Origin of the sequence: Oleiphilus messinensis (assembly GCF_002162375.1) — a bacterium.
GTDB lineage: Bacteria > Pseudomonadota > Gammaproteobacteria > Pseudomonadales > Oleiphilaceae > Oleiphilus > Oleiphilus messinensis.
Window position 1 is genome coordinate 756608 of record NZ_CP021425.1, and the last position, 19672, is coordinate 776279.

General features: G+C 48.2%; 19 protein-coding genes. 18 read left to right on the plus strand and 1 reads right to left on the minus strand.

Annotated features, from left to right (window positions below):
* Window positions 1-12: 12 nt before the first annotated feature.
* From rpmJ to OLMES_RS03475, 7 genes are all read left to right on the plus strand, one after another.
* Entirely contained in the window at window positions 13-126 is a 114-nt protein-coding gene (rpmJ, locus tag OLMES_RS03445) for a 50S ribosomal protein L36 (protein WP_087459965.1), read from the plus strand.
* A gap of 126 nt (window positions 127-252) precedes the next feature.
* Window positions 253-609: a 30S ribosomal protein S13 gene (rpsM, locus tag OLMES_RS03450; RefSeq protein WP_087459966.1), complete on the plus strand. Its 357-nt coding sequence runs from the start codon at window positions 253-255 to the stop codon at window positions 607-609.
* 14 nt (window positions 610-623) lie between these two features.
* A complete protein-coding gene (rpsK, locus tag OLMES_RS03455) occupies window positions 624-1013 on the plus strand; it encodes a 30S ribosomal protein S11 (RefSeq protein ID WP_087459967.1) in 390 nt (129 codons plus the stop codon).
* 14 nt (window positions 1014-1027) lie between these two features.
* Window positions 1028-1648: a 30S ribosomal protein S4 gene (rpsD, locus tag OLMES_RS03460; RefSeq protein WP_087459968.1), complete on the plus strand. Its 621-nt coding sequence runs from the start codon at window positions 1028-1030 to the stop codon at window positions 1646-1648.
* Window positions 1649-1684: 36 nt separating this feature from the next.
* Window positions 1685-2689 carry a DNA-directed RNA polymerase subunit alpha gene (locus tag OLMES_RS03465; RefSeq protein ID WP_087459969.1) on the plus strand — a complete coding sequence of 335 codons (1005 nt, stop codon included), beginning with the start codon at window positions 1685-1687 and terminating at the stop codon, window positions 2687-2689.
* A gap of 31 nt (window positions 2690-2720) precedes the next feature.
* Window positions 2721-3107 carry a 50S ribosomal protein L17 gene (gene rplQ / locus OLMES_RS03470; protein ID WP_087459970.1) on the plus strand — a complete coding sequence of 129 codons (387 nt, stop codon included), beginning with the start codon at window positions 2721-2723 and terminating at the stop codon, window positions 3105-3107.
* A gap of 115 nt (window positions 3108-3222) precedes the next feature.
* Window positions 3223-4554 (plus strand): IS4 family transposase, encoded by a 1332-nt coding sequence (locus tag OLMES_RS03475; protein ID WP_087464313.1) that lies wholly within the window; start codon window positions 3223-3225, stop codon window positions 4552-4554.
* A gap of 89 nt (window positions 4555-4643) precedes the next feature.
* Here OLMES_RS03475 and uvrA read toward each other — a convergent pair whose 3' ends face one another.
* Entirely contained in the window at window positions 4644-7463 is a 2820-nt protein-coding gene (gene uvrA, locus OLMES_RS03480; RefSeq protein ID WP_087459971.1) for an excinuclease ABC subunit UvrA, read from the minus strand.
* Between the two features lie 256 nt (window positions 7464-7719).
* Here uvrA and OLMES_RS03485 point away from each other — a divergent pair, with 256 nt between their 5' ends.
* From OLMES_RS03485 to OLMES_RS03535, 11 genes are all read left to right on the plus strand, one after another.
* A complete protein-coding gene (locus OLMES_RS03485) occupies window positions 7720-9111 on the plus strand; it encodes an MFS transporter (RefSeq protein WP_087459972.1) in 1392 nt (463 codons plus the stop codon).
* A gap of 71 nt (window positions 9112-9182) precedes the next feature.
* Window positions 9183-9860: a single-stranded DNA-binding protein gene (ssb, locus tag OLMES_RS03490; RefSeq protein ID WP_087459973.1), complete on the plus strand. Its 678-nt coding sequence runs from the start codon at window positions 9183-9185 to the stop codon at window positions 9858-9860.
* Window positions 9861-10073: 213 nt separating this feature from the next.
* Window positions 10074-10985, plus strand: a complete 912-nt coding sequence (locus tag OLMES_RS03495) for a type IV pilus biogenesis protein PilM (RefSeq protein ID WP_087459974.1) — start codon at window positions 10074-10076, stop codon at window positions 10983-10985.
* Window positions 10985-11587 (plus strand): hypothetical protein, encoded by a 603-nt coding sequence (locus OLMES_RS03500; RefSeq protein WP_087459975.1) that lies wholly within the window; start codon window positions 10985-10987, stop codon window positions 11585-11587. Before OLMES_RS03495 ends, OLMES_RS03500 begins: the two co-directional genes overlap by 1 nt.
* Complete coding sequence (locus OLMES_RS03505) at window positions 11587-12276, plus strand: hypothetical protein (protein WP_087459976.1); 690 nt, start codon at window positions 11587-11589, stop codon at window positions 12274-12276. Before OLMES_RS03500 ends, OLMES_RS03505 begins: the two co-directional genes overlap by 1 nt.
* Complete coding sequence (locus OLMES_RS03510) at window positions 12269-12652, plus strand: hypothetical protein (RefSeq protein WP_087459977.1); 384 nt, start codon at window positions 12269-12271, stop codon at window positions 12650-12652. The genes OLMES_RS03505 and OLMES_RS03510 overlap by 8 nt, the downstream gene beginning before the upstream one ends.
* 10 nt (window positions 12653-12662) lie before the next feature.
* Window positions 12663-14405 carry a pilus (MSHA type) biogenesis protein MshL gene (gene mshL, locus OLMES_RS03515; protein WP_087459978.1) on the plus strand — a complete coding sequence of 581 codons (1743 nt, stop codon included), beginning with the start codon at window positions 12663-12665 and terminating at the stop codon, window positions 14403-14405.
* A gap of 59 nt (window positions 14406-14464) precedes the next feature.
* On the plus strand, window positions 14465-15376 hold the full coding sequence (locus tag OLMES_RS03520; RefSeq protein WP_087459979.1) for an ExeA family protein: 912 nt from the start codon (window positions 14465-14467) through the stop codon (window positions 15374-15376).
* Window positions 15373-16596 carry a tetratricopeptide repeat protein gene (locus OLMES_RS03525; RefSeq protein ID WP_087459980.1) on the plus strand — a complete coding sequence of 408 codons (1224 nt, stop codon included), beginning with the start codon at window positions 15373-15375 and terminating at the stop codon, window positions 16594-16596. The genes OLMES_RS03520 and OLMES_RS03525 overlap by 4 nt, the downstream gene beginning before the upstream one ends.
* Before the next feature lie 19 nt (window positions 16597-16615).
* On the plus strand, window positions 16616-18364 hold the full coding sequence (locus OLMES_RS03530; protein WP_087459981.1) for a GspE/PulE family protein: 1749 nt from the start codon (window positions 16616-16618) through the stop codon (window positions 18362-18364).
* 45 nt (window positions 18365-18409) lie between these two features.
* A complete protein-coding gene (locus OLMES_RS03535; RefSeq protein WP_087459982.1) occupies window positions 18410-19639 on the plus strand; it encodes a type II secretion system F family protein in 1230 nt (409 codons plus the stop codon).
* Window positions 19640-19672 lie beyond the last annotated feature (33 nt).

Sequence of the window (19672 nt, forward strand, 5' to 3'; positions counted from 1 at the left end):
GTGGAGTGTGATATGAAAGTTCGCGCGTCTGTCAAAAAAATGTGCAGAAATTGTAAAGTAATTCGTCGCAATGGCTCTGTAAGAGTTATTTGCAAAGAACCTCGCCATAAGCAACGTCAAGGCTAATTATTAAATTAACTTTGAATTAGCATTTAATAGCGCTTGATTTCTTGTAAATCAAGCGCTATTATTTTGCGCCCTTTATTGGCGGAAAACTCAATCAGCAAAGCATGTAATGCGGAGTAAAATAGCATGGCGCGTATAGCCGGTGTAAATATACCCGATAATAAACATGCTGTAGTTTCTTTAACCTACATCTATGGTGTGGGCAAAACAACTGCAGCAAAGCTTTGCGATGCGACTGGTTTGAATCCTACGACTAAAGTTAAAGATTTAACTGAGGAACAGCTGGATTCACTTCGTACAGAAGTATCTAAGATTTCTGTTGAAGGCGATTTGCGTCGTGAAGTACAGATGAATATTAAGCGGTTGAAAGACCTTGGTTGTTTTCGTGGTATTCGTCATCGTCACAGCTTGCCCGTTCGTGGCCAGCGTTCGAAGACGAATGCGAGAACTCGAAAAGGTCCACGTAAACCAATTAAGAGATAAGATAGGAAACGAGAATGGCTAAGCCAGGTACACGTACCCGTAAGAAGGTGAAAAAGACGGTTGTTGATGGCGTTGCGCACATCCACGCTTCGTTTAACAACACCATTGTGACTATCACAGATCGCCAAGGTAATGCTCTGAGTTGGGCAACTGCAGGTGGTTCTGGTTTTAGAGGGTCGCGGAAGAGTACACCTTTTGCTGCGCAGGTAGCAGCTGAAAGAGCCGGTAATGCGGCTGCTGAATACGGCCTTAAAAACCTGGATGTATTGGTTAAGGGGCCTGGGCCAGGTAGAGAATCTGCAGTGCGTGCACTGAACGCATGTGGATACAAAATCACGAACATCACAGATGTGACGCCGATCCCGCATAACGGATGCCGTCCACCTAAGAAACGTCGTGTATAAGGAGACAGTGATAGATGGCTCGATATATTGGACCAAAGTGTAAACTGTCTCGTCGAGAAGGGACAGATCTTTTCTTGAAAAGTGGAGCTCGTGCTCTAGACTCGAAATGTAACCTTGAAAGCGCACCAGGACAGCACGGTGCTCGTCGTGGTCGACTGTCTGACTATGGTCTGCAGTTGCGCGAGAAGCAAAAAGTGCGTCGTTTGTATGGCGTTCTCGAAAAGCAATTCCGCGGTTACTACAAAGAGGCTGCAAGACGTAAAGGTGCGACGGGTGAAAACCTGCTGCAATTGTTGGAAGCTCGTCTGGATAATGTTGTTTATCGCATGGGCTTTGGATCAACAAGAGCAGAAGCTCGCCAACTGGTTTCGCACAAAGCGATTCTGGTTAATGATCAAGTAGTGAATATTGCGTCATTCCACGTTAGACCGGGTGACGTTGTTTCAGTGCGCGAAAAAGCAAAGAATCAGTTACGAGTAGCTAACGCGCTCGAGCTGTCTTCAAATAGAGCACCAATCGATTGGGTTGAAGTTGATAGCAACAAAAAAGCGGGAACGTTTAAAGCCGTTCCAGAGCGTAGTGAGTTGCCTTCAGATATCAACGAAAATCTGATTGTTGAGCTTTACTCCAAATAAGTAATTACGTAAATAAAGAGAGCGTAGGGGCGACTAATGCAGCGTTCAGTGAATGAGTTTTTAAATCCTCGTAATATTGATGTGCAAGACATAAGCACAACCAATGCTAAAGTTACATTGGAACCTCTAGAACGGGGCTTCGGTCACACCCTTGGTAGCGCTCTTCGTCGAATTTTGCTGTCATCCATGCCTGGTTGTGCAGTGGTTGAGGCGGAAATCGACGGCGTATTGCACGAGTACAGCGCTATTGAAGGTGTCCAGGAAGATGTAATTGAAATTCTGTTAAACCTTAAAGGTTTGGCAATCAAGATGCACAGTCGTGATGAAGCTGTATTGACGTTGAAGAAGCAGGGCGCAGGTCCCGTTACAGCGGCAGACATTCAGCTGGATCACGATGTGGAGATTGTAAATCCGGATCACGTGATATGCCATGTTAGTGGTGCTAACGGTGTGAATATGAAGTTGAAGGTTGCGCGGGGGCGTGGTTACGAGCCTTCTGATCAGCGTCAATCTTCAGATGATGAAACCCGTGCAATCGGTAAATTACAGTTAGATGCGTCGTTCAGTCCAGTGCGTCGAGTTTCCTACTCAGTAGAAAACGCGCGTGTTGAGCAGCGAACTGACCTCGATAAACTGGTAATTGATATCGAAACCAATGGCACAATCGATCCGGAAGAATCAATCAAGCGTGCAGCGACTATTCTGCAGCAACAATTAGCCGTGTTTGTTGACTTCGATAATGAGAAAGAGCCCGAAGCAGTTGAAGAAGAGGAAGAAGTTGATCCAATCCTCCTGCGTCCGGTTGATGATCTGGAGTTAACGGTCCGTTCTGCTAATTGTCTTAAAGCAGAGAATATCTATTACATCGGTGACCTGATTCAGCGTACTGAAGTTGAGCTACTGAAAACCCCTAACCTGGGTAAAAAGTCACTCACCGAGATTAAAGATGTTTTGGCATCTCGTGGCTTGTCGTTGGGTATGCGCCTGGAAAATTGGCCTCCCGCGAGCCTGAAAGGTGATGATCGAGTGTTGGGCGGTTAAGCTCAGGTTTTAAAGATAAAGGATCAAGAAAATGCGTCATCGTAAAAGTGGTCGAAAATTCAACCGTACGAGTTCGCATCGTCAAGCGATGTTTCGCAATATGACAGCGTCTCTGGTTGAGCATGAACTGATTAAAACAACTTTGCCCAAAGCAAAAGAGTTGCGCCGCGTAGCGGAGCCTCTGATTACTCTGGCAAAGAACGACAGCGTTGCGAACCGCCGTTTGGCATTTGCGCGTATTGGCGATAAAGATGCGGTTGCTAAGTTATTTGCTGAGCTTGGCCCGCGTTATAAAACCCGTCCAGGTGGCTATCTGCGTGTTCTGAAGTGTGGCTTCAGAGCAGGCGACAACGCGCCAATGGCTTACGTGGAATTGGTTGATCGTCCTGTTGTTGAAGTTGAGTCTGACGAAGACTAAAACTCAAGATCAGAAAAAAAGCCCGGTTTCGACCGCAATGCTGTTCACTTAAGCATTTGATGTTGAACGGGGCTTAATAGAAAATCCGATGATGCTTCCATCATCGGATTTTTTTATGGATTTTCAACAAGACCTACTCGACCTCAGCAATCTCTTTAACTTCTCTGACGTAAGCTCTTTTACGCAAAACATTCCCATCGAATGGGTAGAGTCTGCTCTGCGATTGAGCGCTTCCGCAACAATTAGAAGGCGTCGATTGCCATCAGATCAAGTGCTCTGGCTTGTCTTAGGCATGGCAATGTTTCGAAATGAACCAGTGCACGAAGTGGCTAGACGTTTAAATGTTTGTGCGCAAGGATTAGCCTCTGACAACCTGCTCGCTCGAAGCGGTGTTACCAATGCCAGGAAGCGGCTGGGTTCTGAACCCGTTGAATGGTTATTTCGACAAACTGGAACACACTGGGGACATGAACGCTACCCAGAAGACGAATGGAATGGTTTGAGAGTAATGGCGGTAGATGGGGCACTATTTCGCACACAAGATACGCCTGAACTTAGAGAGCACTTCGGCTCGGGCAATACCTCATCTAAACGGCAAACTCCCTTTCCCATGCTGAGGCTTGTTGCCCTAATGAATGTGCGCTCTCACATCATGATTGACGCTCAAATCAGCCCCTATCGTCGAGGTGAAATTCCTCTTGCTGAGAGTTTCTTGTCAAGCATCCCAGATAACTCTGTTACTTTGTTTGATAAAGGCTTTTGGAGCGCAAATCTAATGTTAACACTCACTCAACAAGATGTTGACCGTCATTGGATGATACCCGAACGGAAAGGGCTTGTGCATGAAGTTATTAAAACCTACAGCGATGGTGATGAGCTTATTCAAATGAAGGTGTCTCCACAAGCTAGGAAAAAGAATCCTGACTTACCTGAAACATGGCAAGTGCGAAGAGTAACGTACCAGATAAAATCTGGTACTAAATCTGTGATGACATCTTTACCTGTCGAGAGATTTAGCGCTGCCCAAGTCTCAGAGCTGTACAAAGAACGATGGGAAATTGAACTTGGATTCAGGGATATCAAAAGTGCGATGCAAAATAACGCCATTACATTGCGAAGCAAGAAAACCGACCTAGTATACCAAGAGCTCTGGGGGTTACTATTGTGCTACAACATTATTAGGCGAGAAGCCTCAATGGCCGCAGTGAGTTTTGATCGCGTTCCATCTGAAATACGCTTCAAGCCTGTCTGTGATTATATTGCAGTACAATTAATTGTGATGGCTGCCGCCAATCCGATATCTGGAACAGGTAGACGTTTGTCAGAACTGAGGTCTGGAATTGGAAGCTTGTTTTTAGAGAGGCGTCCGAGGCCAACAACTCCTCGGACAGTGAAGATATCAAAAACCCGATATCCAGTGGATCGCTATGCAGCACCTCTTAAGTGAACAGCATTGCGGTTTCGACCGGGCTTTTTTATTTCAACTAAAATTTAATATTCCCCTTTTAATGCGCGCGTCAAGGGGGCGATAAGACTTCATAGTAAAGGTTTTAAATATTTTCCAGTGAAGGACTTTTCGTTTTTTGAAACCTCTTCTGGCGTACCTTCCGCAATTATTTCTCCCCCTCTGTGACCGCCCTCCGGCCCTAAGTCCACAATCCAGTCTGCTGTTTTGATTACATCAAGATTATGTTCAATTACAACAACGGTGTTTCCCTGCTCTTTAAGTTTTACCAAAACGTCCAGTAATTTCTGTATATCAAAAAAGTGTAACCCGGTAGTGGGTTCATCTAGTATGTACAGTGTCTTCCCGGTCGCTCGCTTGGATAATTCTTTTGCCAGCTTGACCCGTTGAGCTTCCCCTCCAGATAGCGTAACTGCATTCTGCCCCAGGGTTAGGTAAGATAATCCAACATCAATTAGTGTTTGTAATTTCTTCGCCAGAAATGGAACGGCATCAAAAAACATTCTTGCGTCTTCAACTGTCATTTCCAGGACTTCGTGAATGTTTTTTCCCTTGTATGTTATATCAAGGGTTTCTCGGTTGTATCGTTTACCTTTGCACTCATCACAAGGTACGAAAATATCCGGTAAAAAATGCATTTCAACCTTGATGAGTCCGTCCCCCTGACAGGCCTCACACCTTCCACCTTTGACATTAAAGCTGAATCGGCCAGCTTTATACCCCCTTGAGCGCGCTTCTTGCGTTGCCGCGAAAAGGTCGCGGATTGGCGTGAACAGGCCTGTGTAAGTCGCAGGATTGGAGCGTGGTGTGCGTCCGATCGGGCTTTGGTCAATATCAATCACTTTATCAAAGTGTTCCAGACCGGAGATTTTGGAGTAGCTGTCATGGGATAGTGTAGTTGCTCCATTCAATCTGGAAGCAGCCACAGGATACAGGGTGCGGTTAATTAGTGTGGATTTACCGGACCCGGAAACGCCCGTAATACAGGTTAACAAACCTGCCGGAATTTTTAGTGTGACGTTTTTTAAGTTGTTTCCACTTGCGCCTTCAATTATCAGTTGTTTTTTAAGATCGGGTGGTATGCGCTCGGAAGGTGTGCTGATAGTTTTGCGCCCTGAGAGGTAATCTCCTGTAATTGAATCTTTGCAGGACATGATTTGCTCTGGCCTGCCTGCAGCGATTATTTCCCCTCCATGCACACCTGCTCCCGGACCAATATCAATTACATAATCTGCCGCACGAATTGCGTCTTCGTCGTGTTCAACAACGATTACGGTATTTCCAAGATCTCTGAGGTGGGTCAACGTTGCCAATAATCGATCATTATCGCGCTGGTGTAATCCTATGGAGGGCTCATCCAGTATGTACATCACGCCGACCAATCCTGCACCGATTTGACTGGCCAGGCGGATTCTTTGCGCTTCCCCTCCCGACAGGGTATCGGCGCTTCGATTTAGTGTTAAATAGTCCAATCCTACGTTGACCAGAAACTGTAGTCGCTGAGTGATTTCTTTCAGAATCTTTTCCGCAATTTCTCCTTTTCTGCCTTCAAGTTCGAGGTTGTCGAAATATTGAAGTGCGTCACCAACAGATAGTTTAATAATATCCGGTAGTGTTTCCGCATGGATGAATACGTTGCGGGCTGATTCTTTAAGACGAGAGCCTCCGCAAGATGTACAGGGTTTGCTGGTCAGTAGTTTGGCCAATTCTTCACGAACAGATTGTGAGTCTGTTTCCCGGTATCGTCTTTCCAGGTTTGGTAAAACACCTTCAAAAGGGTGTGACCTCTGGATTGTGTCACCACGAGTATTGACGTAATTAAACGGTATTGGCTCTTTGCCACTGCCCTGAAGTATGGTGTTCTGAAATTTTGGGCTCAGGCTCCCGAAAGGTTGGTTTATATCTTCCTCGTAGTGCTCTGCCAGGCTGACCAGCATTTGGTAGTAATAGACTGTTCGTCTGTCCCAGCCGCGAATCGCGCCTTCACCCAGAGTGAGTTCATTATTTTGCACGATCTTTTCTGGATCGAAGAACTGTCTCAGGCCAATACCGTCACAATCCGGACAAGCCCCTGCTGGATTGTTGAAGGAGAATGTGCGGGGTTCGAGCTCACTGATTGCATAGCCGCAATGGGGGCAAGAAAACTTGGAAGAAAATATATGTTCATCACCCTCTCCATCCATGGGGGCAATAATCGCAATGCCTTCCGATAAATCCAGGCAGGTTTCGAATGATTCGGCAAGGCGCTGTTTCAATTCATCTTTGACCTTGAAACGATCCACGACTACTTCAATTGTGTGCTTTTTATTTTTTTCCAGTTTTGGCACGTCATCAAGATCACAGACAATTCCGTCAATCCGGGCGCGCAGAAAACCTTGAGAACGCAATTGCTCAAACAGGTGTATATGTTCACCTTTTCGTGCCTTGATTACCGGTGCGAGCATCATGAGTTTTTGCCCTTCTTCCTGAGCAAGCACATGGTCGACCATTTGACTGACCGTTTGTGCTGACAAGGAAATTTGATGTGTTGGGCATCGTGGTTCACCTGTTCGGGCGAATAGCAGCCGAAGATAGTCGTAAATTTCTGTGATTGTACCCACTGTGGAGCGAGGGTTGTGGGAGGTGGACTTTTGCTCAATTGAAATAGCTGGGGACAACCCCTCAATATGGTCAACCTCGGGTTTTTCCATCATCGATAGAAACTGTCGAGCATAGGTTGATAACGACTCTACATAACGTCTTTGCCCCTCGGCATAGAGCGTATCAAATGCCAGGGAGGATTTTCCCGAGCCGGATAACCCGGTAATAACGATAAGTTTATCTCGGGGAATATCAAGGTCGATGTTCTTCAGGTTGTGGGTCCGAGCGCCTCTTACCGTAATATTTTCCATTCAGTAAACCCTACTAAAGCTGAATTTAAATTGTTCGCTGATGCCATTATCCAGTTAATTTTGGATATGTTGCCCTGAATGGGCAAACATATGATGATATATCCAGTGTTTTGATTCTGGAAGTACCCGGTAAAAAATTTCCGTTCAATTTTCCATATCGGGCAAGACATTTGATAGAATGCGCGATCTGCAGGCGACTTGTCATTGAGTCAATGGTCAAGGCTACCACAAAATGAATAGGTAAAGTGGAATTGTAATGACAGGATTTGAAAAGCGATCGGTTCTGGCCCTGGCGACTTTATATTCGATGCGAATGCTCGGGTTGTTCATGATCTTGCCCGTCTTTGTCTTGACGGCCAACAACCTGGAAGGGGCAACGCCAGTGTTGATTGGTTTAGCGATGGGGGCGTATGGTTTAAGTCAAGCGTTGCTGCAAATACCCTTCGGCATGCTTTCTGATTATTTTGGTCGCAAAAAACTTTTGATTCTTGGGTTGATTCTTTTTGCTGTGGGGAGCGTCATTGCGGCCCTTTCTGAGTCAATTTATGGTGTTTTGCTGGGGCGTATTCTGCAGGGGGCAGGTGCAATAGCAAGTGTGTTAATGGCACTTTTAAGTGATCTCACACTGGAGGAAAATCGAACCAAGGCTATGGCTGTCGTCGGGATGTCGATCGGAATATCCTTTTCCGTTGCTCTGGTGGTGGGGCCGTTGGTAGCATCCTATGCCGGCTTGTCCGGTATTTTTTGGTTAACGTCTATCTTTGCCCTGATCGGCATCTGTTTGGTTATCTGGGTTGTTCCGACCCCGGTGAAGAGAACCCAGCACCTGGATACCCGACCGCTCTCAAGTCAAATTGCAGCGATTGTTCGTGATCGAGAGTTGGTGAGGCTGGATATCGGCATATTCGTCTTACACGGGATTTTGACGGCTTTGTTCCTCGCTATTCCTCTGGTGTTTGTAAATGAAGCGGGTATACCTAAAGAGGATCACTGGTGGATTTACCTTTCGGTGATGGGAACATCGTTTTTTGCGATGGTGCCATTCATCGTGATCGCCGAGAAGTTTCGACGTATGAAGCCGGTTTTTGTGGGTGCGATTAGTGTGTTACTTGTCGCGTTGCTGAGCTTGAGTTACTTTCATGGCGCACTGGTGCAAGTATGGTGGGGGCTGTTTTTCTTTTTCATGGCTTTCAATTTGCTTGAGGCTTCCTTACCTTCGTTGATTAGCAAACGCTCCCCAGCGGGTGGTAAAGGTACTGCCATGGGGGTTTATTCAACTTGTCAATTTATGGGTGCATTTGTTGGTGGCACCGTTGGTGGTTTGGGATTGGCAGAGTGGGGGCCGGATGCAGTGATTCTGGGCTGCGTCCTGCTGGGATTGGTATGGCTGTATTTTGCATTCACGATGTCATCGCCTGGCTATTCGACCAGTATGATGATTAAATGGCATTTTAAGCTCGATGAAGAGTCTGCTCAAAAAGTCTCAGACAGGCTGTCTAATATTGCCGGTGTAGAAGATGTTGTTGTGATCATCCAGGAGCAGGCGGCTTATCTCAAAGTAGATAAACAGCATCTGGATGAAGATGCGCTACAATTTTACCGCGAAAAAAGTAATCAGGATTGGTATTGCGCTCCAGCTAATAGTTGAGCGAATCGTTAAATAGTTGGGTACAAACGGTAATAACAAGGACGTGAATACCCTAGTAACAGGAGTCCGAAATGGCACGAGGCATTAATAAAGTAATTTTAATTGGTAATCTGGGTAACGACCCTGATACCCGATATACGCCACAGGGATCGGCGATCACCAATTTGAGCATTGCAACGGATGAGAGCTACAAAGACCGGCAGACGGGGCAAATGGTGCCAAAAACGGAATGGCACCGCATCGTGTTGTTTAACCGTTTGGCGGAGATAGCGAAAGAATATTTGCGCAAGGGCTCCAAGGTTTATATCGAAGGTCGTCTACAGACGCGCAAATGGCAGGATCAGAACGGGCAGGACCGATACACTACCGAGATCGTCGGAAACGAGCTACAAATGCTGGATAGCCGTGCCGGTGGCGGTGGTGGCGGTTATGAGGCCGATAACTACGGTGGTCAGGCCGATTATGGCAATCAAGGTGGCGGGTACAGTAATCCACCGCCGCAACAACAACCCCCTGCACAAAAGAATTACGGCGGACAAGGGGCTGGAGTGAATCCTGGCTATGGACAAGCAAGCGGTGCCGGCCAATACGGCGGGCAACAAAAACCAGCACCACAAGGGCAGGGTATGGGTCAAAAGCCATCTCCGTATGGTGCCGGGCAAGGCGCTCCAGGGAACAATCCAGGTTATGGTCAGCCGACGGGAATGCCTGAGCCGTTAGATGATCTGGATGATGATATCCCGTTCTAGGATTTACCTGAGGCAGTTAGTTGTCAGTTGAAGCCCCAATTTGCTGGGGCTTTTTCATTTCCGGTTGTATCAGATGCTCTGATTGCAACGCGCCTCCCCCGGTTTTATTTCATCACCTAATTTTCGTGTTCGTATTTGGCAACAATCTGTTACTGAACTATTCTGAGAGAACGATTTAACTCAGAATGGGGAGACTGTGCTCTGATCAAGCTCTTGCGTCGAAAGGCGGGCAATGCAGTCGTCGGGATCGAAATTCGAACTGACGGTATCGCTTTGGCAAAAGTGACCAAACAATCGGATGAGTCAGTGCTGCAGTATCACAATTTTAGACCTTGTAATGCCGCTGAGCGTGCTGAAACATTGTCACAGTTGGTTGCTGAGGCACAGTGTAACAATGCGCGTTGTCATCTCGTATTGCCCACCTCGAATTATCAAACATTCCAAGTTGAGAAGCCTGCGGTGGAGGAAGCCGAAATGGCGGAGGCTGTGCGCTGGAAACTTAATGATTTGATTGATTACCCAATCGATGATGCGGTGTCGGATGTGTTTGAATTCCCCAGTGACGCGGGACGTTCTCGTGGCAAGATGATTAATGTTGTCAGTGCCCGAAAAGTGGTTTTGACCGATCAGATCAAGCTGATACAGGATGCGGGCCTGGAGTTGCATTGCATTGATATTACGGAGTTGGCGCTGCGAAATATTTGTAACTTTTTTGTGGTGGATGAGCAAACTCTGGGATTTATGTATCTACGCCCGGGATTCGGGATCATCATTTTTGTTAAGGGCGATCATTTGTACCTCTCCCGAAAAATTGATGTCAACGAAGCTGCATTGAACAGCCCTGACACACAAGAGGCTGCACTGGGTCAGTTGTCTCTTGAAATTCAACGATCAATGGATTTTTTCGAAAGTCAGCTCGGACAGATTCCACCCAAACGACTGTTGCTGATTGGACCCGATGTCTCATTGCCCCTTGCGCAAATGCTGGATCCACTCCTGGGGGTAGCCGTTGACGATGCCAACTGGGATGAAGTGTTGGAAGAGCAGGATGCAGAAAACCTGTCCCGATTGGTGATGACGTTGCCTGCGGTTGGGGCGGCCTATCGCGAGCTAAGGGGAGAGTAGTGCAACAGGTCAATCTCTATACTGAGGCACTCAGACCGGTACGTTTGCTGGTTTCCCTGAATCAGGTTGTTGCAGGCGCCATCCTGACCGTTATTCTGTTGATTTTGTTAACGTTTGGTTTGCAACATCAGCAAGGGAAGGCACAAGCAAAACTTGCCAGTTTGCAGGGGCAAGTTTCACAACTTGAAGCAACGGTCGTTGAGTTGCGTGATCGGGCAGCAAGAATGGTTCGGGATGAACGCTTGGTCGCGACCAATGCAAAGTTGAAAGCTCGATTGCAAGAACGGACAGAGCTGATGGCGCTGATCGGTTTGAACCTGAATCGGAGCCAACAAGGTTTCTCGCAGCAGCTGGTGAGCCTGGCCCGGCAGGATATTTCCTCGCTTTGGCTGACTCGTTTGTACTTTGATTTGTTGCAGGATCAAATCCGTATAGAGGGGATCGCTGCAAATGCCGAGTCTGTGCCGCATTACCTTCAGCAACTCCGAAAGGAACCCGCGTTCATCGGTCATCACTTTGAGCTGTTTTCGCTTTTTCAGCAAAAGGATTCTGAGTTCCTCGCTTTTGTATTGGCGAGCCGACTTGGGACGGAGGCACCCTGATGCGTGAACGTTATTTGTACTGGGCAGAGCGGTTTTCGGCCATATCATTGCGGGAACGGATTATCGTCGCTGTTGCAACCTTGGTGGTTTTGTTGTTTGTCTGGGCTCAGTTTGTTTTTTTGCCTTTTGAAAAAGCACAAAAAAGGCTGCAAACACAAACTCGCAATACTTTGGATCAGCAAATTGCTTTGGCGGACGAATTGACTTTGCTTCAGGATAAAATCAATCAGGATCCGAATATTGCCTTGCGGAAACAGCAGCGACAATTGCAGCGCGCGCTCCTGGAGCAGCGTGAGCAGTTAGAAGCGAAGCTGGAGGGCTTGGTCGCCCCGGATCGAATGGTCGATTTGTTGCGCGAAGTGCTCTCCGATTTTGAGGGGGTGAAGCTGATGGCAATTAATAATTTACCCGCTAAACCCTTTCTGCTGGCTCAGGATACCAACGTACCGGAAAGCCCTTCGGATACCGCTGATGACGCAAATGAGCAGACATTGCTGTACCAACATGAGTTTGAAATGACACTGGAAGGCAGCTATTTCAGCGCGCTACGCTATCTGCAGCGCCTGGAGGAAATGAACGCGGGGTTAACCTGGTCCAGACTGGATTACAAAGTAATCCGTTACCCCGATGCATCAATTACCGTTAGAGTTCAGACATTGAGTCTGGATGAGAGGTGGATTGGTGTCTGATACCCTCTGTGCGTTCGAGAAAATGAAAATTCTGAGCCCTGTGGCCTGTCTCTGTGTGTTTGTCTCGATGCCTTTGATGGCGTCGGAGAAAATGCTGTGGCAAAACGAATATCTGAGTGATCCGACCCGGCCAATGCACTACAGCGCTGGCGGCCGGATTCAACCGGATTCAACTTGGGATCAATATGCGTTGAGTTCGATAGTGGTGGGTCCAGAGCGCCGACAGGCAGTCATTAACGGCAAACTATTGTCTTTGGGGGATCAGGTTAATGACGCCTTGGTCCTTGAAATTCAGCCTGATGCTGTAATTTTGACCCGGGGTAATGAGCGACATACATTGAAGTGGCGTACACCTGTCGTCATCAAAAAGAAGTAACGGTGAGGTTGTGACAGTATTTAAACTCCATTCAGAAATTCCATCGGGGCCGCGAAGTGCTATACGCTGCAGTGTTTCAAATATTTCACTGGTAGCCTGTTTATGTGCTTCAGTTCTGTTGTCCGGATGTGAATCGATACCGACCAGCCGTGCCCATGATTCGGACTCGGCACGGGAAATTGTGACGACCCTCGATCAGGCCATCAGTGAAACGGTGCAACCCGATCCTGAGCCAGTGCAACCCGATGATGCGGTTATGGCCGCACTCTTGCCTTCTATGTTAAGTGGCACGATCGCCACCCAAGTGCCGGAAATAGAAGATGAACGCTTTGACCTGGTGGCTAACAGTATGGATGCAGCCACCTTTTTCCGAAGCCTGGTAAGAGGAACGGACTACAATATTGTCGTTCATCCCCAGGTGAGCGGTATTATCGATCTGGAGCTTTCTCAAGTTACGGTTCCCGAGGTCATGGCAGTGGTCAAAGACCTTTACGGGTTTCACTATGAGCTGAAGGACAGAATGTACAAAGTCGTGCCCAATGGGCTGCGTACCGAGGTCTTTCAGATTAATTATCTCAACTTGAAACGTCGTGGTGATTCTGAAACCCAGGTCAGTGCAGGGCAGGTTTCGTCCGTTGAAACCTCGTCATCAAATTCGTCTTCAAATCAAAATACCCGAGAGACCATGGCAACGTCGAGCACCAGTATTTCGACGTCCACTGAATCGGATTTCTGGACCGAGTTACGGGAGACGGTTGAGGCCATTATCGGGGACGGTGAAAAACGTAAAGTCTTGACTACCCGCAGTGCTGGAATGTTAGTGGTGCGCGCTTTCCCGGATGAGTTGGAATCTGTACGAAATTATCTCGAACGAGCCGAGCTGATACTGCAGCGCCAGGTGATTCTTGAGGCAAAAATTCTCGAAGTCGAGCTGAGTGATGGTTACCAGCAGGGTATCAGCTGGAGTTCATTGGCGGAATACGGCAATGGTTACGCTAGCAATGGTGACCCGGAGAAGTATTTGTTTAGTCAATTGGGTTCAAAATCGATTGAAAACGTTGTGGCAGGGGGGGTCTTTGGTGCGACCCTGCAAATTAAGGACTTTTCTGCATTTATCGAGCTCCTGGGAACGCAGGGGAATGTTCAGGTACTTTCCAGCCCGCGTATTGCCACTGTTAACAATCAAAAAGCAGTGATCAAGGTGGGAACCGATGAATTCTTTGTAACCGATATTGAAATAAACGATAACACCAATACCAGCACTTCCCGGGAGTCAACCGATATTGAGTTGACCCCGTTCTTCTCCGGAATTTCACTGGATGTGACGCCTCAGATCAGTGAGGTAGGGAATGTTATCCTGCATGTGCACCCTTCCATCAGTGAGGTAGAAGATCAAACGAAAGTCATTTCGTTAGGGGATCAGCAGGTAACGTTGCCATTGGCGCTGAGTACCATTCGCGAAACCGACAGTATTATCAGTGCTCGAAATGGCCAGATTGTAGTGATCGGTGGACTAATTCAAAACATCAATCGCGAGCACAATGCAACCACCCCGTTTCTCGGGGATATTCCGGTTTTAGGGGAAATGTTCAAACAAAAGCGACAGCAGGCGACGCGCAGTGAATTGGTGATATTGCTCAAACCAACCATTGTCGATGATACGCAATTTCAATCCGACCTGATGCGCAGTCGGGAGCGTTTTCGGTCGTTCAGGAACGAGTTGAGTCAACCGCCTCAAACTCATTTTCGATGACTCCATTCCGATGACTACAGAGGTAATCGTGTTGATGGCGGTGCTCAGGAATATCAGTTATGTATGAAGGATTTTTTGGGCTTAAAGAGCAACCTTTTTCGCTGACGCCGAATACCCACTATTTCCTGAATTCGGCAAGCCATCAACAGGCGCTTGAATTGCTTTTGGTGGCACTGCGCAATAAAGAAGGCTTCATTAAAATCTCCGGTGAGGTTGGAACCGGAAAAACACTACTGTGCCGGATGCTGCTTAACTCCTTAGAGCCACCATTTGTTACGGCCTATATTCCAAACCCGGTATTATCTGCAGACTCACTGTACCAGGCTGTTGCCGAAGAACTGGGTGTTGATATCGAGCTTGATAAGGGCAGCCATCATTTGCTGAAATGTTTGAATACAAAACTAATCGAACACGCCTCAAATCAGGAACAGGTGGTGTTGATTATTGATGAAGCCCAGGCGATGCCGGAACAGACGATTGAGGCATTGCGCTTATTGACTAATCTGGAGACAGAGACGTCCAAGTTGTTACAGGTTGTGTTGTTCGGACAACCCGAATTAGATGAGTTGTTGCGGCAAGCAAGCTTACGGCAATTGCAGCAGCGCATTACGTTCCAGCAGCGATTGCAGCCCTTGGACAAGGCGGGTGTTGCCCAGTATGTGAATCACAGGCTCTCGCTTGCAGGTTACAACGGACCAAACTTATTCAATCCCGCCGCGCTGAAACTGCTGTATCGGGCCAGTGGTGGTATTCCCAGGCTGGTTAATATACTGGCGCATAAAGCACTCATGGTGGCATTTGGTCAGGGGCTTCGAGAAATCGGCACAGCTCAGGTCAGGAGGGCGATAGCGGATACTGAGAGCGCCACGCTTTCACGACCCTTTTGGCCGGGTAACTGGAAACCCTGGTTATTCTGGCTACCGCTTGTGGCGCTCAGTTGTATTTTGATCGGTGGGGAGATTGGCTTATGAGCTTGGTGAATGACATGCTCAGAGATCTTGATCAACGCCAGTCGAGAGATATTCCTGCAACAGCAGTGCAAGGTTATGGAAGTCTGACCCAGCCTCAATCCCGGTCTTCGGGGTTTCGTAAAAAAATGGCGATTGCAGCCGTTAGTGTGGGGGGGATGCTTGCGATCATTGGCGCGCTTTATTTTGCGCCCTATTCACCGATCACGCGGTCTTCCAAGACGGTACCCGATGTCGCGGTAAAGCCTGAAAAAGAAACCGGGGCCGAGCGCCAAGTACCCAAAGAACCGGTTCAACTTGAGACGATTCAACTTGAGACACCCACCCCCCATGAAGTGAGTGCGCATAAAAAAGGTTTTGCTACAGTCGCCTCCCCGGTTGAGGAGACCGGAGAAGCCCGATCTGTGTCAGTTGATTTGAGCGGATCTGAGGTGAACCCACAGGAGACCATTGTGGTGAAGCAGGACGTAAACAGTCTTGTTTCAGGTCATGCTTCAGAGAGCGTTGAATCTGACCCCCATCAGGAGCAGTCTGGAAGTGCAAATGTGCCGCAGGAATGGGTATCCGATCCGCGCCCTTCAGCACCAGTCGTCCCGAAGGTTGATGAGCACGTGCCCGCGCAAGACCAATCTACGCAGTTAACCAAGGTAAAACTCTCTTCCGCTCGAGAACGGGATAGAGATATTGCAAATCAAGGACTTGAGCTGGTGAAGCAAGGTCGCCAGGGAGAGGCTGTTTCCGCTTTGCTGGAATTTATCTCTGACGCCGAGTACATCGCGGAATCCGGAAAGTTGTTGGCGGGGATGTATTTGCTGCAACATGAGGTAGATCATGCATTGAAATTAATTGCGAAACTTGATCCCGAGGATCCCGATGTTCGTTTACTGCATGCCCGCGCACTTGTGCAGACGGGAAATGCCTCAGAGGCGCTTTCGATATTGGCAGGACGCATTCCGCCGGTGGAGGCGCATGCAGATTATCATGCTTTGCTAGCTGCACTTTATCAGCAATTGAATTTGCATGAGTTGGCTATTCAGTATTATGCACAACTGGTGAATGTGTATCCCGATAGTGGGGATTGGTGGGTTGGTTTGGGAATTTCTCTCGAAGCCATTGGCAAGCGTCAGAGTGCGGTCCAAGCGTATCGTCGCGCAACCACACAACCCGTTGAGACTAAAGAGACTTTGAAGCAGTTTGCCTTGCAGCGAATTGGAAAACGCTAGAACAGTATTGGTGACCTTGATGTCTGAGCCCAAGAAAAAGATCCGGATCGGTGACTTGCTGATTCAAAATGGTGTGATCAGTGAAGAGCAGTTGTCGACCGCGCTACAGGAACAAAAACGCAGCGGTCGAAAGTTGGGGAAAACGCTGATTGATCTTGGCTATGTGGATGAAGACCGATTGTTGAACCTGCTCTCCAAGCAGCTCAATATACCCTTCGTTCAACTTCGCCATTTCCAGTTTGATAATGACTTGGTTAAGCGCTTACCTGAGGCCAATGCTCGTCGTTTCCGGGCGATTGTGCTATCGGAGCAACAGGGAGAATTGCTGGTCGGTATGACCGACCCGATGGATATTTTTGCTTACGATGAAATGGTGCGCATACTTCAGCAGACTGTCAAGCTTGCCGTGGTGCGGGAAAGTGAGCTGCTGGACACCCTGGATATGGTGTATCGCCGCACCGATGAGATTTCCAATATTGCTGAAGAGCTGGAAGATGAGCTTGGTGAAGATGCATTCGATCTGGCGGATCTGACCACCTCTGGAGATGATAGCGAAGCGCCTGTTGTTCGTTTATTGCAGTCTATTTTTGAAGATGCGGTACAAGCCCGGGCATCCGATATCCATATCGAGCCCGATGAAAGTGTAGTCCGTATCCGGCAGCGAATTGATGGTGTATTACAGGAGCACGTCATGAAAGAGAAGCGGGTAAATGCCGCTGTCGTGCTGCGATTGAAGCTGATGTCCGGTCTCAACATCTCTGAGAAGCGCGTTCCTCAGGATGGCCGATTCAATATCCGGGTTAAGGGGCGGAGTATTGATGTGCGGGTCTCCACCATGCCTGTACAGTATGGCGAGTCTGTTGTGATGCGGCTCCTGGATCAAACTGAAGGCATGCTGAATCTGGATGCCACGGGCATGCCTGCTGCCATTCGGGACCGGTTCCGAACCTTGGTCAGTCGTCCCCACGGCATGATTTTGGTCACTGGTCCGACGGGGAGTGGTAAAACAACAACGTTATACGGCGCGCTGTCGGAACTGAATAAACCCGAAGTCAAAATTATTACCGCAGAAGACCCGGTGGAATACCGTTTGCCGCGGATTACACAGGTACAGATCAATACTAAAGTCGGGCTGGATTTTGCGACGGTGTTACGGGCCTCGTTGCGACAAGACCCGGATGTCATACTGGTAGGAGAGATGCGGGATCAGGAAACGGTTGAAATCGGCTTGCGTGCAGCGATGACCGGACACTTGGTTTTGTCGACATTACACACCAACGACTCGATCAGTTCGGCAATGCGCTTGGTCGATATGGGGGCGGAACCCTATCTCGTTGCCAGTGCCTTGCTGGGCATTGTCGCGCAACGTTTGATTCGCAAAGTCTGCGAAAACTGTAAAGACACCTACAACCCCTCCGAGCAAGAGCGGATCTGGCTCCGCACGATGCAACCCTCAGCCCTTGATTCATCAATTCCCTATGTAAAAGGTACCGGGTGTTATCAGTGTAGTAACACCGGTTATAAAGGTCGTATGGGTGTTTACGAATTACTGGAAATGAATGAAGCGATGCTGGATGCGCTGCGGCGAGATGATACTGCAGGATTCACGGCAGCGGCACGAAAAAGTAAATCATACCGCCCGCTGGAATTGTGTGCCCTGGATCTGGCGCAAGTCGGTGAGACCACACTGGATGAAGTGTTCCGATTGTCTGCCACGTTGGAGGAGCATCATGAACCGAATCAGGCAGAAAAGTTGTCGTTATCCTGAAGGGCTAAGATTGAAGCGTAACGTTATGGATGGTTCTAAGTAGATATGCCATTGTTTGCCTATAAAGCGCGAGATGCGAAAGGGGTTGCGGTAAGTGGGAGTGTGGAAGCTGTGAGCCAGCAAGCCGTTGCCGGTGATTTGCTCAAGAAAGGGTTTACACCGATTCAAATTGTGGAAACCCGCGAGTCCGTAGATGTTATGGCCAAGCTCAAGGGGTTAAAGGTTTTTGAGCGCAAAGTCGGGCTTGAGGAAACGATCATTTTTACCCGGCAGATGTATGCGCTGACCCGTGCGGGTATACCCATTATTCGGGCAATGCGGGGTCTTGCAGAATCCAGTCGTTCGCCGAAATTGAAGGAAACCCTGCTGGACGTGACTGCGAGGCTGGAATCCGGGGTTAACTTGGCGACTTCGATGCAATCTCACCCCGAAGTCTTCTCGGATTTGTACATCAGTATGATTCATGTTGGTGAAAACACAGGTCAGCTTGAGGAGGCTTTTGAACAGCTGAGCCTGGCCCTGGAATTGGAGCGGGAAACCCGAAAGCGTATCAAGCAGGCAACCCGCTATCCAATTATTGTCGTGGTAGCGCTGTTGGCGGCGTTATTCGTTGTGAACTTTTTTGTTATCCCGAAATTTGCAGGTGTATTTGCAAAATTCGGGGCAGACCTGCCCATATTTACCAAAGTATTAGTGGCAACTTCCAATTTTTTCCTTGAGTACTGGTGGCTCATTATCGGGGGCCTGATCGGTGCGGTTTACGGTTTTCTGGCCTGGATTAAAACGGAACCGGGACGGCTCAAATGGGACGAGAAAAAAATGCGCCTGCCCATTATCGGCAGTTTGTTCGAGTTTATTTCATTGAGCCGGTTTGCCCGCAATTTTGCCATGATGCTTTCCGCCGGTATGCCGATCACCCATGCCCTCGCGGTCACGGCTGATTCAGTCAATAACCGTTATATCGGAATGCATGTTCGCACCATGCGTACAGGGATAGAGCGGGGTGATAGCCTGTTACGGGTTGCTAATGCAACGGGGATGTTTACACCGCTTGTGTTGCAGATGATGGCAGTAGGCGAAGAGACAGGACAAGTCGATAAGCTGCTTTTGAATGTGGCGGATTTTTATGATGAAGAAGTGGATTATGGTTTGAAGCGACTGGCGGAATCCATTGAACCGATCCTGATCTTTGCGATGGGCATTCTGGTGCTGGTTCTGGCGCTCGGTGTCTTCCTGCCCATTTGGGATCTGGGCAAGGCCGCTCTCGGCAAATAATGCAGGCTTGAGTTAGCAAAAAAGGCGAATCAG